Consider the following 14,240-nt stretch of genomic DNA (forward strand, 5'->3'; position numbering starts at 1 on the left):
CAAGGTACCGGAGCTGCGTCCCGGCATTCCCGCCGGCTACCTGGCCCCGGAAGCGCGGCCCGATAGCCTGGCGCTGGTGCCACCGCCGCCGGCGGCCGAATCGGCGGCCTTCGCGCTGGACAAGGACACCGCAAGGCTGGCTCAGACCCAGTGGGCCAAGCCGGGGTCGGCACGCTGGAAGCAGGCGCAACTCGACGCGGACCTCAGCTTCCCGGCAGCGGCAGGCACGTTTTCCTGCGCGCTGAACGCGCCCGTCAGCGAGGCGCAGACGCCGCGCCTGTACATGCTGCTGCGGCGGACGCTGGTCGATGCGGGCCTGGCGACCTACCGCGCGAAGGATCGCTACAACCGCACGCGTCCGTTCGTCGCCACTCACACGCCGTCCTGTACGCCCGGCGAGGAAGCCAAGCTGGCCAAGGACGGTTCATATCCGTCCGGTCATAGCGCGGCGGGCTGGGCGTGGGCGCTGGTGCTGACCGAGGTCGCCCCCGATCGCGCTGACGCCATCCTGGCACGCGGCCGTGCCTTCGGACAAAGCCGCATTGCCTGCAACGTGCACTGGCAGAGCGACGTCAATGAAGGCCGCATGGTGGCGGCGGCCACGGTGGCGCGTATGCATGCCGATCCGGTATTCGAGGCCGATCTGGCCGCAGCGCGCGACGAATTGGCCAAGGTGCGTGCCCAGGGTCTGCCGCCGGTGCGGGACTGTGCCGCGGAAGCCGCGGCACTGACGACGACCCCGTGAGGCATCGTCCGACAGGTACCGGCGCCGATTGGCGCCGGGCTGTCGGGCTCAGCTTGCGTTCGTCATCAACGTCTTCGGCTCCAGATACGCGCTGATACCCCATCGGCCCATTTCGCGCCCGAGCCCGGAATGCTTGAAGCCTCCGAACGGTGCGCGCGGCTCGTGCGCCAGGGTGTTGACGAGCACGCGGCCGGAATCGATCTGGCGTGCCACCCGTTCGCAGGTTTCCGGGTTCTTGCCCAATACCAGGGCGCTCAGGCCATAGCGCGTGTCGTTGGCAATGGCAATCGCCTCGGCTTCGTCGTCATAGGGGATGATGGTCAGCACGGGGCCGAAGATCTCCTCGCGAGCAATGCGCATCTGATTGTTGGCATGCGTGAAGATCGTGGGCTTCACGAACCATCCCGTGTTCATGCCTTCGGGCCGGCCTTCACCACCTGCCAGTAGCGTCGCGCCTTCCTGTTGCCCAAGACGGATGTAGTCCTGCACCCGTTCCCACTGTTTCCGGCTGACCATCGGGCCGATGTCGGTGTCGGCATCGCGCGGGTCGCCGGAGCGAATTTGCGAGATCGCCGCCTTCGCGGCCTGCTCGAACTCGGTCAGTCGGCTGCGTGGCACAAGAATGCGCGTGCCCGCGATGCAAGCCTGACCGCTGTTGAGGAAGCCGGCCTGTAGCGCCAGCGGCATGATGGCGGCAAAGTCCGCATCGTCCAGCACCACCGTGGGCGACTTGCCACCCAGTTCCAGCGTCACGCGCTTCATCGTGGCCGCTCCTGCGACCACGAGGTGCTGGCCAACCGCAGACGAGCCCGTGAACGAGATCTTGGCGACGCCAGGGTTGCGCGCAATCTCCTCACCGACGACGTCGCCCCGGCCATTGACGATGTTGAACACGCCCGGGGGCAGGCCGGCTTCATGCAACGCCTCGATCACGACCTGCGTCTGCATCGCGCTCATTTCGCTGGGCTTGATGACGGCGGTGCAACCGGCCGCCAGTGCGGTGGCCAGCTTGTTGCAGATAAACCCTGCATCACTGTTCCACGGCGTAATCAGACCCGCGACGCCTACGGGTGTATGGATTACCTTGGCAGCGCCCGCTTGCTCTTCGAACACGAACGACTCCAGCGCCTCTATCGCCTGGGCAATGACGTCGGCCGGGTATGTCGCCATCCAGCGCCCGCGCACCAGCGGCGCGCCATATTCAACCTGGATGGCTTCCATCAGTTCGTCTTCACGTGCCGCGATGGCTTTGTGCATGCGCCGCAGCGCGGCGATGCGCTCTGCGCGCGTGGTGCGTGACCAGGCGGGGAATGCGGCCTGCGCTGCCGCGATGGCGCGCTGCGCGTCCTCTGCGTCGCCCAGCCGCACCTGGCCGATGACGGCCTCGGTGCTCGGGTTGTAGAGGTCGAACCATTCCTGGCCATGTGGCGTGACGAATTCTCCGTTGATGTAGATGTGTTCGATGCGTTGCATGGTGAATTCCTTTCGGGTGGGATGTGCAACGCAGTCTAGGAATGATTTATTGTTCTGATAAGCCGTCTCACGGGTGATGATGCATCCCGATATTCAGGACAATCCATGCACAGAACAGGAATGACCGAGCTGGAAGTGGTGCTTGCCGTCGCACGCCGCAATAGCTTCCGGGGCGCGGCGCAGGAGTTGGGCATGTCCACCACGGCCGTGAGCAGCGCCGTGGCGGGGCTGGAGACCCGCCTGCGGGTGCGATTATTCAATCGCTCGACGCGCAGCGTGGCCCTGACTGACGCGGGCCAACGATATGTGGAGCGCATTGCTCCCGCACTGGCGGAAATCAAGAGCGCCGGCGAGGAAGCCGGTACCGGCCCAGACGTGCCAAGTGGCACGCTGCGTATCAACGCACCGCAGAGCGTGGCTTCCTTGCTGCTCGAACCGCTCTTCAACGTGTACGCGCAGCGTTATCCGGAGGTGAGGATCGACATCGTGAGCGAGTCGCGCCTGATCGACGTGGTGGCCGAAGGGTTCGACGCCGGGATCCGGCTGGCCGAATCCGTTCCGCAGGACATGATCGCCGTGCCGCTCTCGCGCGATGTGCGGATGCTCGTGGTGGCAACGCCCGAATACCTGAAGCGTCACGGCACGCCCAGGCATCCGCGCGATCTCCTCAAGCACCAGAGCATCGGCATGCGCATGTCCCACGGCGGCATCTATCACTGGGAACTGGAGCGCAAGGGCGAGAAACTGCAGATGGATCTGCCGGTGCGCTTTGCGCTCAACGAGTTGGGGGCCATCAAGCAGGCGGTGCTGCTGGGGCTCGGCATCGGCTTTCTCTCCGAATGGTTTATCGAGGAAGCATTGCAGAGCGGCGCGCTGGTGCCAGTGCTGGTGCCATGGTGCCCGTCGTTTGGCGGCCTGCGGCTTTATTACTCCGGCCATCGCTTCGTACCCGCGCGATTGCGCGCGTTGATCAGCCTGGCCCAGGAGTTGCGGCTGGCGGAGGCGCCGCGATCCGATCGTCGCTGACTGTCGCGTTTGGCAGTGCCGATGACCGGTTCACTTCCGCTAACCACGCCTTGGCTGAGTGCTTGTTTCCGTGTACCCGCTTACTGCGAGACGTGACAGTGGCCAACGGCGTTCGAGCGGTTGCAAGGGCTGCTTCCTGGGGTACAGCCGCCATTCGCCTTCCGAGTTTGTAAAGCGCTCGCGATAAGGTTCGATTATCTAATGGGCTGCGGCCGCGGCGACCGTGGCGCCGCGACAATCCGTATTCGATGCTTTGCGACCGAAGGCCGATCGCCCACGCCACACGCACGGACGCGGGCGCGGGAAGAAATGCGGGCCGGGGCAAGCCGGCCCACGCATCAATCGCGGTCGTAGGAGAACTGGATGCCGGCCGTGCCACCCGTCTGAATGAATAGGTCTATGAAGGCCGGAACAGTTTCCGAGCGCGACCAGTCGCGCTGCAGTTCGCAGAACAGTTGCGCAACGCTGATCATCTTGCCACCGGCCTGCTCGATCCGGCGCAGCGCGGCTTCGTGGGCGGCAACGGAGGTGCCGCCCACGGCATCGACCACGACGTAGACCTCATAGCCTTCCTTGAGCGCGTCGAGCGCCGGGAAGGTCAGGCAGGCTTCGGTCCACAGCGCGGTCATGATCAGCTTCTTGCGCCCAGTGGCCTTCACCGCCGCGCGGAACTCCACGTCTTCCCAGGAGTTGATCGAGGTGCGGTCATAGGTCGGGAAGTCGCCCAGCACCTTCTGCAGTTGCGGAATCGGCGGCTTGTTCAGGCCGGTCTTCACATTCACAGTGGAGTGGACGATCGGCACTTTGTAGGCCACCGCGGCACGGGAGGCGCCGACGATGTTATTGACCAGCAACTGGCGGTCCATGGAAGCAATGGAGTTCACCTGGACCGGTTGGTAGTCGATGATCACGAAGGCTGCGTTCTGCGGAGTCAGCAGGTGGTCGTTGGCGGGGTCCCGAATGGGTTCGCTGGCCATGGTTATCTCCAGAGCAAAGGGTGGGTTGCCGCTACTCTGCGCATCGCGCAGGCGACACATGTAGCCTGCACGACGCCATCCTGAAGGCTTGCAACAGAGGTAGGCATCGGTTGCATCACGCGCCGAACCAGGCGGTACCGGTGCGTTGCGATAACCTGCAGCATAGGCGATGCTTCGGGGGTGGGACAGAGCGATCTGCGGTGCTGGAATGTCCTTGCGTGCGCAGTGCGTTTGACTAGTGGTGCAGACACTACTGTCTGATGCGAGGGAAGCGAATAATGGACGATTTTTATGTGCTGGCGGTCCTGTATGCCAAGCCAGGACGCGAAGCCGAACTGCGGGAGAAACTGCGCGCAGTGGTAGAGCCGTCGCGTTGCGATGCGGGCAACTTACGCTACGAGCTGTTCGAGCAGAAGGATGATCCGCGCCGCTTCGTCTTCGTCGAGCACTGGGAAAACCCGGCCGCGCAGGAAGCGCATCACACGCAGAGCGAGCACATCCGCCGCTTCCAGGAAGACGGCAGCGATGCGGTGGAGCGCGTGGAGCTGTTCTACAGGATGACGCTGGTGTCCTGAGAAATTGGCGATAGAACGATTACTATTGCGCCTCCAGCGGACTGGACGTGGTGGGATTGTGGCGGGCCCGTCTATGAAGACCCGGTCAGTCGATATGCGAACAGAATTGGGAGAGCTTGGAAGCAAGAGGGGGCGGCTTGCCACGGTTCCGGTGGGCACTCCTGACCCGCCTGAACCCGATCCCAGGTAAGAATGCACGCTGCGTGTAAGGGCCGTTCCGGCTCCGACGCGCACCGCTCTCATCCGAGCATCGTTGACAATGCGTCACCGGCGTCCCCCCCAGCCTTGTATATTGCCGCTTGTTGTATGAGGCTACCTGCTTTACCGTCAGCGCCGTGTTGGGGTAGTTCGCGACGACCCGTTAGCCGGAAGTCGCCGACGCTCGAATTCCCGCGATGAAGCGCGAGTCAGTGACCGAAGTTGGCCGCGGACGGACGGCCGCTGAGAAGCCGAGGCCGCCTCTTCCCGACCCATGCGAGCTGTTCGATTGCCCCTCTTCGCCGCCACACATACTGCTTTCGTTTTTCGGGCTGCGCTCAGGCCAGGAACGTCTCTGTCAGTCGGCACCAGTACGCTGCACCCAACGCCAGGTTGCGGTCATTGAAGTCGTAGCGCGGGTTGTGCAAGCCGCGCCCGCCGTCAGATGGGCCGTTGCCAATACGGACGAGCGCCCCCGGGCATTCCTGCAGCATGTAGGCGAAGTCCTCGCTACCCATCATCTTCGGATAGTCGTGGTCCACGTCCGCTGGGCCAACAAGTGCCATGGCAACTTCCCCCGCCAAGGCAACTGCGTCGGCGGCGTTGTCGACTACCGGGTAGCCTTCCACATAGCGGATTTCAGCTTTCGCGCCATACGATTCGGCAGTCATGTGGACCAGCGTGGTGATGCGATCCTTCAGTAGTGCGCGCACCTCCGGACTGAACGAGCGCACACTGATCCCGATCTCGGCTTCGCCCGGAATGACATTCAGTGCGTCTCCCGCACGTAGCCGGCCAACCGTGAGTACTGCCGACTCGTTGGGGGGGACGTTGCGGGAGACTACGGTCTGGAGTGCCATCACGATGGCAGCCGCTGCCACAAGCGGATCGACCGCCAGATGAGGGCGCGCGGCGTGGCCCCCCAGGCCGATGACCTTGATGAACACCCGATCGCCCGCGGCCAGAAACGGTCCCGGACGCATCAGGAACCGGCCTTGGGGTGCGCCGGGATGGTTGTGCATGGCAAACACCATGTCGCAAGGAAAGCGATCGAACAAACCATCCGCCACCATGGCCTTGGCGCCGCTGTCGAACCCGCGCTCCTCTGCAGGCTGAAAGATCAGGTTCAACGTACCGGAGAAGTTCCGCGTGGCCGCAAGGTGCTTTGCCGCGCCAAGCAGCATCGCGGTGTGGCCATCGTGTCCACACGCATGCATGAGGCCGGGCCGGATGCTGGCGTAGGGAAGCCCGGTGTCTTCCTGGATAGGCAGGGCATCCATGTCGGCGCGCAGACCAAGACACTTGTCACCGTTTCCCACGCGCAACTGGCCAACCAGTCCCGTCTTTCCGATGCCGCGCGTTACGTGGTATCCCCATTCCTGCAACTTCCCGGCAACCAGATCCGCAGTGTCGTGCTCCTCAAAGGCCAGCTCCGGATGCCGGTGGATGTGTTGCCGCAGCGCGGCAAGCTCGTCGTGCAGGGGGAGCAGGTCGGGAAGCGCTGTAACTGCCTTGGAATCGATGGCCATCGTCAATCCAAAGCGATGTGGTTGTCTTTGGCGATGCGCTGGTAGAACTTGATGCGCTGTTCCGTTTCCCTGGTATAGGCTTCCGGCGTAATGTCCTCGGGCACGATCATGCCCTTCGCAGTCCAGATGGACCGAGTCGAAGGCTCCGCGAGAATCTTGCGTACCGCGAGGTAGAGCTGTTGAACAATCGCATGCGGTGTCCCTGCCGGGGCGGCAAGGCCGGTCCATGATGTCTCATTCAGGTCAGGCAGCTTGAGTTCGGCAAAGGTTGGCACATCCGGCAGTTGCGGCACGCGCGCCGGTGCCGCCACGGCCAGCGCACGCAACTTGCCTTGCAGGATGTGGTCGAGGTTGGAGGACAGATTGTTCCAGGTCAGCTGCACCGACCCGCCCAGCAGGTCGGTCAAAGCTGTTCCGGCGCCCCGATAGGGCACATGCGTCATCGGGATACCCGCCTGGGTCTTGAGAAGCTCCATGCTGACGTGTGACACCGAACCCGTCCCGGCACTTGCATAGTTCAGCGCGGAGGGATTGGCTCGCGCGTACTTGACCAGATCGGCGAAGTTGCGAATCGGCAGCGATGCATTGCACAGCAGCACGTTTGACAGTCGGCTGATGAGCGTGATATTCGAGAAGCCCTTCACGGCGTCATAGGGCAGCTTGGGGTTCATCGCCGGATTCACGACATGCGTGCTCTGCGAGGTGACGATGAGGGTGTAGCCGTCCGGCTGCGCTTTCGCTACATACGTCGAACCGATGGCGCCCCCGGCGCCGGGCCGGTTGTCGATTACCACAGGCTGGCCAATCGCTCTGCCCAACCTCTCGGCGATCAGGCGGCCGGACACGTCAACCGAGCCACCCGGGGAGAACGGCACAACCAGAGTGATCGGGCGTGTGGGATATTTGTCGGCGGCAAAGGCGGGCAGTTCCAGGCCGCCAAGGCTGCCAAGGGCGGTTGCTTTGAGAAAGGTGCGACGATTGATGGACATTGCCGGCGTGCGAGTTAGCGTTGCCCGAAGGTTAAGCAGACGCAGATCCGCAAGCAAACGACAAAACCATTGAGCACGATAACAAAATGTAATGACCCATGAAAATTCGCTCTCCTTCACTGGTGGAACTGCATGCCTTTCTGGCGGTGAGTCGCCTGCGCAGCTTCCGCCTGGCGGCCGAGGAGCTTTGCGTCACCCAGGCGGCTGTCAGCAGAGCAGTGCAACGTCTGGAGCAGCACCTCGGTGATTGCCAGTTGTTCGAGCGATCATCGCAGGGTGTGGCGCTGACCGAAGAAGGCCGCCAATTGCGCAAATTGACGGAGCGCCATGTGCTGGCCCTCGAGGCTGCGGCGACCAGGCTTCAGGGGCCACGCGCTGACGGAAAGCTGCGGCTGAGCGTGATTCCCACGCTCGGTACTCAATGGCTGCTTCCCCGCCTCGCGCGCTTCAGGGAGGCGCACCCGGATGTGGACGTCGAAATGCGGCAATTTCGCCATGACGAAGACTTCAGCCGCGATGACATCGACGTCTGGATTGAGGTGAAGCGCCCCAAGCGACGTTGGCCGGCCAGAATGCAAGTGAAATACCTACTCGGACGCGAACTCGTTCCGGTCTGCGCGCCATCATTGCTTTCGCGCCTGAAGCGTCCCGGAGACTTGCTTCAAGAGGCGCTGCTCCACCATACGAATTTCCCGGAAAACTGGGCGCTCTGGGCCAAGGCGGCCGGACTCGGGGTCGCACCCAAGCTGGGCCCAGGCTACGACCTGAGCATCAATCTGATCTTTGCGGCGAAGGCCGGACTGGGTATCGCGCTAACACAACCCTGCCTGATCGAACGCGAGCTGGAAGCCGGTGAACTGGTGATGCCTTTTGATTTGCGAGTCGACACCGGGCGCGGCTATTTCACCTGTGTCGACGCACAGCGGCCACGGAGCGCCGCGCAGAATGCATTTCTGGACTGGATTCTGGCCGAGGCTCGCCAAAGCGAACCGACTGGCGCTTTCGTATCGGGGCAACAGGGCTGACGGGGGAGGGCAGTACGAGCTGGCGAAAAGGCTGAACGAAGACGGGTTGATCGATCTTCCGGAAAGCGGGCGCTCAACGTTTGGCTGGAGTAGCGGAACCCGAGCAGCAAGCACGTGATTCCTGACTGGGCGGGCACTTGGCCGAGCCATACGAACAGAAGACACAACAGTCGCCAGACTTCGGGGAAAGCAAGGCCTTGCACTTCGTGCATTCATAGAAGTAGAGGCAGGCGTCTGTCGGCATCACTTCGACCGACATGAATCCGCAATGTGGACAGGTCAACGCGGACTCAAGCATGGTCGTCGTCATTTTCATTGCCTTCATGCACAGAAAAGAGGTGTGAATCGTCAACAGTTTGAATGCAGTGACGAATGTCGCCCCATGGCCGAACTCCGCCCTCGGCTCACGTTCACAGGGCCGCCGTACGACATTGCCGAAAGCCGAGGTTGATCCGTTGCCACAATTACATCGGCGGTGTGAGCCCGTCCTTGCCGAAATTGACGCGCGATGCTTGTAGCGTCCCATCAGGCAGCCGTTTTGCAGCGCTGATGAAAATGTGCATCCCAGGCTTGAGCTCGCTCTTGTCACTCGGCACGAAGGTCACGATTGGCACATTCGCTGGCACGATTATTCTCTTCTCGCCATCCTTGTACTTCACGCTCAAGACGCGTCCGTCGACCTCGGCTACGGTCTGCTCGATGTGGACGACAGTGGCGTTGGTCATGGTGCTCTGCGGCCGAAGGTCCCACGGATAGTGTCCTTCGCCGGTCCCACGCATGGTCTCGGGAAAGATGAGCACCTCGATTGCCCTCTGGCTCCCATCTGCCTGCGGCATCCCGGCGACCCCAACGAATGAGCCCTGTTTGATGTCAGAAATCGAGGCCTTCACAACGGCAACGACTGAGGCGTTGTCGGCCAACAAGACCTTCAACTTGGCACCCTCACGCGACTTGACTACAACGGTCTGACCCTCGGCATGCTCAATAGTGCCTCGCACGCGAACGGTGTCTTGTGCGTACGCCAGCGATGCCGCGAAGAAGAGGGCAAAGCCCGCTACCTGCAGCAGTCGTATGACCGTGCTTTGTGAAACTGCGTGGCGCCACCGGATGCGTGCATCGATCCCGTGAGTACCAATCAACGCATTGCTGCGAAATCGGAAGCCGATTTGCGCTGGCGGAACGACACTGTTCATACGCACCGTGTCACCTGGTTGCGAAAGCCACGAAAAGGTCTGCATCACCATCCCCGGCAATTGCGAAGGAGTCGCCTAGAGAAGCTAAAGCGTAAACCCAAAGGGCGTATTTGGAGTGATTTGATTCAACATGAATCTTGGAATGGGAGGTAGCACCCCGCCATGGATCTTCAAGAGCACACCGCGTTTCGAGCGGCTTGCTAGCCTGCAAGATGGTTGTCCGGATCTGGCCGGTCTCGGCCCTCCGCCTATCCAGGCATAGGCTTTCTGGCGCAGAAGGCGGCTACCGCCCCATTGCAGACATTCGGCGATTCAGATGCATCGCGCATTTCACCTCGCGAGGTTGCCCAGTTCGCCTAACCTCATCTGAATCAATTCCAGTAATGCCCGCACACGCGCTGTTACGGAATGCCGGTGGCTGTAGGCACCAAGCAATTGCAACGGCGCAGGACACAGGTCCAGTGTCACCTCTTGCAATCGGCCAGCGGCAAGATCTTCCTGGCATGGGTAAGCCGCCACAATCGCGAAACCGATGCCCTGCCGTGCGCCCGCCACGGCCAGTTCTCCGCTGTTGACGCGGTAGCGGCTACGGACCGGCACCTTGACGATTTCGCCCGCCGCGTCCTGAAACTGCCAGGGCTGGCCCTTCAGTGCGCTGAGGGTGGTGATGCAGGGCAGAGATTTCAGCTCTCGCACATAGCGTGGCATTCCAGTCTTGGCCAGCAAGGAGGGAGCTGCGACCACGATGCTGGGCAGTGTAGCGAGTTCGCGGGTGATGAAGGCACTGTCCTCCTGATGACCCCGATGGAAGACGATGGAAAGGTCGACGTCCTCTCGAAGCACTTCCAGTCCGGTCATCCGCGTATCGCATTCCAGCTCGATGCCGGGATGGAGGCTACAGAATTCGGCCAGGATGGGAGCCAGCAGCCTTGGCGCTTCGCCGGGCATGCACATCTTCAGAGGGCCGCGCAATTCGCGCTGTACCACGCCAAGCTCTTCCTCCGTGGAGAGCAAGGTGTCGAGCAAGGGCTTTGCGCGTTCGTAGAGCAGCCGGCCGGCTTCCGTCATGCGCAGATGGCGGGTACTTCTCTCCAGCAGGCGTACGCCGAGTCTGCGCTCCAGTGCTGCGACGTGGCGGCTGACATTCGACGAGGGCATGGCCAACAGGCGTGATGCGCCAGCAAAGCTCTGCTCATCGACGACTGCCGCGTAGACACGGACAGTATTCAGATCAAGTGCATCGCGCATTGATTATCCCGTTTGAGGTATGAAATCTACCCATTTTCACATGCTAGTTCTCGCTGCCGGTGGAATCTAAGATGCCATTTTTGTCCGATGCATCACCCTTGGCCGTGCATCAGGACCGTTTGAGAAGGAGAGCTTCACCGTGGAAATTGGAATACTTGGCGGCGGCATTGCGGGTCTGAGCGTGGCGCTGGCCTTGCACCAGCAGGGGTACCGCCCCCGCGTCTATGAGCGCCGGGCGGCGCCTGCGACCATGGGAGCTGGCGTGACGCTCTGGCCCAATGCTGGCCTTGTGCTGCAAGAGCTGGGACTGCTGCGAGACATTGAGGCTGTTGGTGGCCGGCCTGTGATGGCGCATCGCTACGATGCGGCAGGCAACGCTCTGGGAGGCGTCGATATTGCGCTGCTGGATCGGACGATGGGGTATCCGACCCAAACGGTGCTGCGCCGGGACTTGCAGGCTGTGTTGCTGAAACATGCGGCGCGGGCAGGTATCCCGGTGGAGTTCGGACACCGGGCGGCGGCCATCGATCTGGATGCCCATGGCAAGGCTGTGGCCCATTTTGAGAACGGCGTGAGCATCCGTCCGGACTTGCTCATCGGCGCCGACGGCCGTATGGATTCGGTGGCGCGCAAATTTGTTGCGGGTGACAACACGCCGATCTACCAGGGCTTCGTGAACTGGATCGGCGTGGCGCAAGGACAAAGTGCGCTGGTCGACGATATCGCGATTCAGGACTTCTGGGGGGCGGGCACGCGCTTCGGATGCGTGGCAATCCGGACCGATTTGCTCTACTGGGCAGCGGCGCAGGCGCGGCCATTACCTGGGGAAACCTCCACCTCAGGAATTCGCAAGGAGATTGAGGATCTATTCGCCGGATGGCCCGAGCCTGTCGCCCGCATCATTCGGGCTACGCCTGCGCATGCCATCCGGCTGATTGCTGTGCATGACCTGGAGCCACTGCATACATGGAGTCGGGCCAATGTGTTGTTGATTGGAGATGCAGCACATGCGCCTTTGCCGACATCGGGGCAAGGTGCCTGCCAGGCACTGGAAGATGCTTGGCATCTAGCTCGGTGCCTGGAGGGCGCAAGCGGCAGTCTGGACGAAGTCTTCCAGCAATTCACAAAGATCCGCAGTCCCAAGACAACCAGGCTGGCCGAACAGGGACGGATCTTTGCGCGCGCCCTGTTTGCGATGGACCCGGAAACCTGTCGCATCCGCAACGAGCGGGCCAAGGCATCCAATCCTGTCCGTGATGTGCAGATATTGGCTGAGGGATGGGCGCAAGGATTACCCATGCCACTCTATGCAGGCGGCATGCCTGTGGATGGCGTCGGCGTCAGCAGTCTGTACGCTCCTGAATAAGCTTGCCAGACTAAACAACGGTTGGAGTCCCCCGCAGTGAGACTCCTCACGGTGAACTGTTGACCTGTGTCTTTTACACGAGAAGAACCAGATGGCCTTTAACCTGCCAGCAAGACGGTTAGTGCGCATCATCCCCAATTCAAATGTCATGAATATAGAACTGCCAAAAGCACCGCTCAATGTCCGCTCATTCACCGCGTATTCGAGTCGCTTTCGCCATGGAGGCCAGTTAGCGCAATTCAACCAAGCGATAAAACAACAAGCGCTGAAAATCAGTCCTCATCTCTCAAGGAACAGTTGCGTGCAGCCGTGGGCTGGATATGATTCCCGGCGGATGTTTGACATCCGCAGCACGTTGCCGACATCGCGCTGCAAACTTATTATTCCGGGTCCAAATGAACAAGAAGATGCTGTACCCCTTTGTCGCGGTTCTGGCAGTCACCGGCCTCGCCGGCTGTGGCAAGGACGTTCCGAGTTGTGGCGACGTTGAGGCCACGAAGCTGTCCAGCGAAATTCTCACGGAGTTGGTGACCAAGGACACCGGCGCACTTGCCGATCAGATCAAACAGCGCATTCACTTCACGATCGAACAACCCGTGGTGGTCGCTCACGATGAAAAGCTCAAGAGCTACTCGTGCAAAGGTGTGGCGAACTACCAGGTGTCAGACACTACGATCAACGCCCTCCAGCGCAGTCAATCCGACCCCGCCTATCAGACCGAACTCTGGAAGAACTGGCGGAAACTGATGGGCACGTATTCCGTCATGGACGTCATGGCCATGGTCAAGGAAGCGAGCGACGAGGGTGCCAGCCCCGAGCATAGGGCCGCCGCCCGTGCGGACCTCGCACAAGCCCTCAATCTTCCGGCGAGTGCCTCCGATCGAGATATCCTCGGCGCCAGCATGGTGTTTGCGGCTGCGAAGAAGGACGAAGAGATCAAGAAGAACGCTACCCTTATTGAACAGGGCATGTCGTTAATGGACCCGAACACCAAGAAGGTACCGTTCGACATCACCTATACGATCGCGAAGATCGACGGCAAGGACGGCCAGTTCCAGGTGGAAGTCCAGACGGAGAAGCCACGCTTCATTGACGCGATCCAGACCATCGAGGTCTTGCTTTCAGCCGCCGAATATACGCAGAAGGCTGCATCGAGTGCGGCGACTGGCACGGCGGCAGCGCAAGTCGCATCGCCCGCCGCACCCGATGCGTCTGCTCAGGCCGCAGCAACGCCCACACCGGCAAACGTCCAGACGGCGGCGCCCGTAGCAGAAAAGTCGCCGGCCGACTCGGCGCCGGCTTCACAGCCTCTCCCCCAGGTGTCGAGCGAAACCGCGCCACAGGTCAGCGGGCAGCAGGAGGCAGCGAATGCCGTCATCGAAGCGAGCTTCGACTGCGCCAAGGCGAGCACGAAGATCGAGAAGCTGATCTGCTCCACCCCCGAGACCGCTGCAGCCGACAAGCGCCTCGGCGCCGCATTTGCTGCCGCCAGACAGAAGGCAGCAGACCCGCAGCAACTCAAAGCCCAGCAGATGGACTGGATCAAGCAGCAACGTAATGTTTGCAGCGATGCGGCATGCGTGCTCAAGGTGACGGACGACCGCGTTCAGCAATTGTCACGGTCATAGTCTGCGGCGGCGTCGCCCCGTCCTTTTGAGGCGTGAAACCGGCCGCGAGCAAGTCGTCGGCCGGCCACTGGTCGCTCGACGTTGGACGGCGGCGACCAGCCACCCTCATGCGACTCGCCTGAGCAATTCGGGCAGACAATTGGCAAATTCTGGCTGAATGGCACTGATCGGCCTGGTGATGGCCGGGTTGCCGGCCGGTACCGCATGGGAAATTCATCTGCGGTGCGGCGCCAACGAATGGATGGCGCCCTGCACGAAAGAGTTCGTG

General features: G+C 61.8%; 13 protein-coding genes. 6 read left to right on the top strand and 7 right to left on the bottom strand.

Annotated features, from left to right (window positions below; genetic code table 11):
* On the top strand, nt 1-745 hold a 745-nt coding region (locus D769_RS12465; RefSeq protein ID WP_008645504.1), incomplete at its 5' end, for a phosphatase PAP2 family protein.
* A 48-nt stretch (nt 746-793) separates the two neighbouring features.
* On the opposite strand, the gene D769_RS12470 is transcribed toward D769_RS12465, so the two are convergent.
* Nucleotides 794-2,218 carry an aldehyde dehydrogenase family protein gene (locus tag D769_RS12470; RefSeq protein ID WP_008645505.1) on the bottom strand — a complete coding sequence of 475 codons (1,425 nt, stop codon included), beginning with the start codon at nt 2,216-2,218 and terminating at the stop codon, nt 794-796.
* A 105-nt stretch (nt 2,219-2,323) separates the two neighbouring features.
* On the opposite strand from D769_RS12470, the gene D769_RS12475 reads away from it, so the two are divergent.
* Nucleotides 2,324-3,244 (top strand): LysR family transcriptional regulator, encoded by a 921-nt coding sequence (locus tag D769_RS12475; RefSeq protein WP_035884037.1) that lies wholly within the window; start codon nt 2,324-2,326, stop codon nt 3,242-3,244.
* Nucleotides 3,245-3,582: 338 nt separating this feature from the next.
* Here the strand turns inward: D769_RS12475 and D769_RS12480 are convergent, their stop codons facing one another.
* Nucleotides 3,583-4,221, bottom strand: coding sequence for a hydrolase (locus D769_RS12480; protein WP_008645513.1), 639 nt, complete (start codon nt 4,219-4,221; stop codon nt 3,583-3,585).
* Between the two features lie 278 nt (nt 4,222-4,499).
* Between D769_RS12480 and D769_RS12485 the strand changes: the two genes are divergently transcribed.
* Complete coding sequence (locus D769_RS12485; RefSeq protein ID WP_008645516.1) at nt 4,500-4,796, top strand: putative quinol monooxygenase; 297 nt, start codon at nt 4,500-4,502, stop codon at nt 4,794-4,796.
* A 536-nt stretch (nt 4,797-5,332) separates the two neighbouring features.
* Here D769_RS12485 and D769_RS12490 read toward each other — a convergent pair.
* Nucleotides 5,333-6,523, bottom strand: coding sequence for a M20 aminoacylase family protein (locus D769_RS12490; RefSeq protein ID WP_008645519.1), 1,191 nt, complete (start codon nt 6,521-6,523; stop codon nt 5,333-5,335).
* A gap of 2 nt (nt 6,524-6,525) precedes the next feature.
* Nucleotides 6,526-7,512, bottom strand: a complete 987-nt coding sequence (locus D769_RS12495; RefSeq protein WP_008645521.1) for a tripartite tricarboxylate transporter substrate binding protein — start codon at nt 7,510-7,512, stop codon at nt 6,526-6,528.
* A 98-nt stretch (nt 7,513-7,610) separates the two neighbouring features.
* Here D769_RS12495 and D769_RS12500 point away from each other — a divergent pair, with 98 nt between their 5' ends.
* Nucleotides 7,611-8,537: a LysR substrate-binding domain-containing protein gene (locus tag D769_RS12500; protein WP_040011016.1), complete on the top strand. Its 927-nt coding sequence runs from the start codon at nt 7,611-7,613 to the stop codon at nt 8,535-8,537.
* Nucleotides 8,538-8,610: 73 nt separating this feature from the next.
* Here D769_RS12500 and D769_RS32665 read toward each other — a convergent pair whose 3' ends face one another.
* From D769_RS32665 to D769_RS12510, 3 genes are all read right to left on the bottom strand, one after another.
* The gene (locus D769_RS32665; RefSeq protein WP_080709850.1) at nt 8,611-8,847 is read right to left on the bottom strand and encodes a GDCCVxC domain-containing (seleno)protein; all 237 of its coding nucleotides are present in this window, start codon (nt 8,845-8,847) and stop codon (nt 8,611-8,613) included.
* 154 nt (nt 8,848-9,001) lie between these two features.
* The gene (locus D769_RS12505; RefSeq protein WP_206536998.1) at nt 9,002-9,775 is read right to left on the bottom strand and encodes a hypothetical protein; all 774 of its coding nucleotides are present in this window, start codon (nt 9,773-9,775) and stop codon (nt 9,002-9,004) included.
* Between the two features lie 285 nt (nt 9,776-10,060).
* A complete protein-coding gene (locus D769_RS12510) occupies nt 10,061-10,978 on the bottom strand; it encodes a LysR family transcriptional regulator (protein ID WP_008645527.1) in 918 nt (305 codons plus the stop codon).
* Nucleotides 10,979-11,117: 139 nt separating this feature from the next.
* Between D769_RS12510 and D769_RS12515 the strand changes: the two genes are divergently transcribed.
* A complete protein-coding gene (locus D769_RS12515; RefSeq protein ID WP_008645529.1) occupies nt 11,118-12,344 on the top strand; it encodes an FAD-dependent monooxygenase in 1,227 nt (408 codons plus the stop codon).
* A 395-nt stretch (nt 12,345-12,739) separates the two neighbouring features.
* Nucleotides 12,740-13,972, top strand: coding sequence for a lysozyme inhibitor LprI family protein (locus tag D769_RS30665; protein ID WP_008645531.1), 1,233 nt, complete (start codon nt 12,740-12,742; stop codon nt 13,970-13,972).
* The last annotated feature ends 268 nt before the right edge of the window (nt 13,973-14,240 follow it).

The sequence above is a fragment of the Cupriavidus sp. HMR-1 genome (genome assembly GCF_000319775.1).
Lineage (GTDB): Bacteria > Pseudomonadota > Gammaproteobacteria > Burkholderiales > Burkholderiaceae > Cupriavidus > Cupriavidus metallidurans.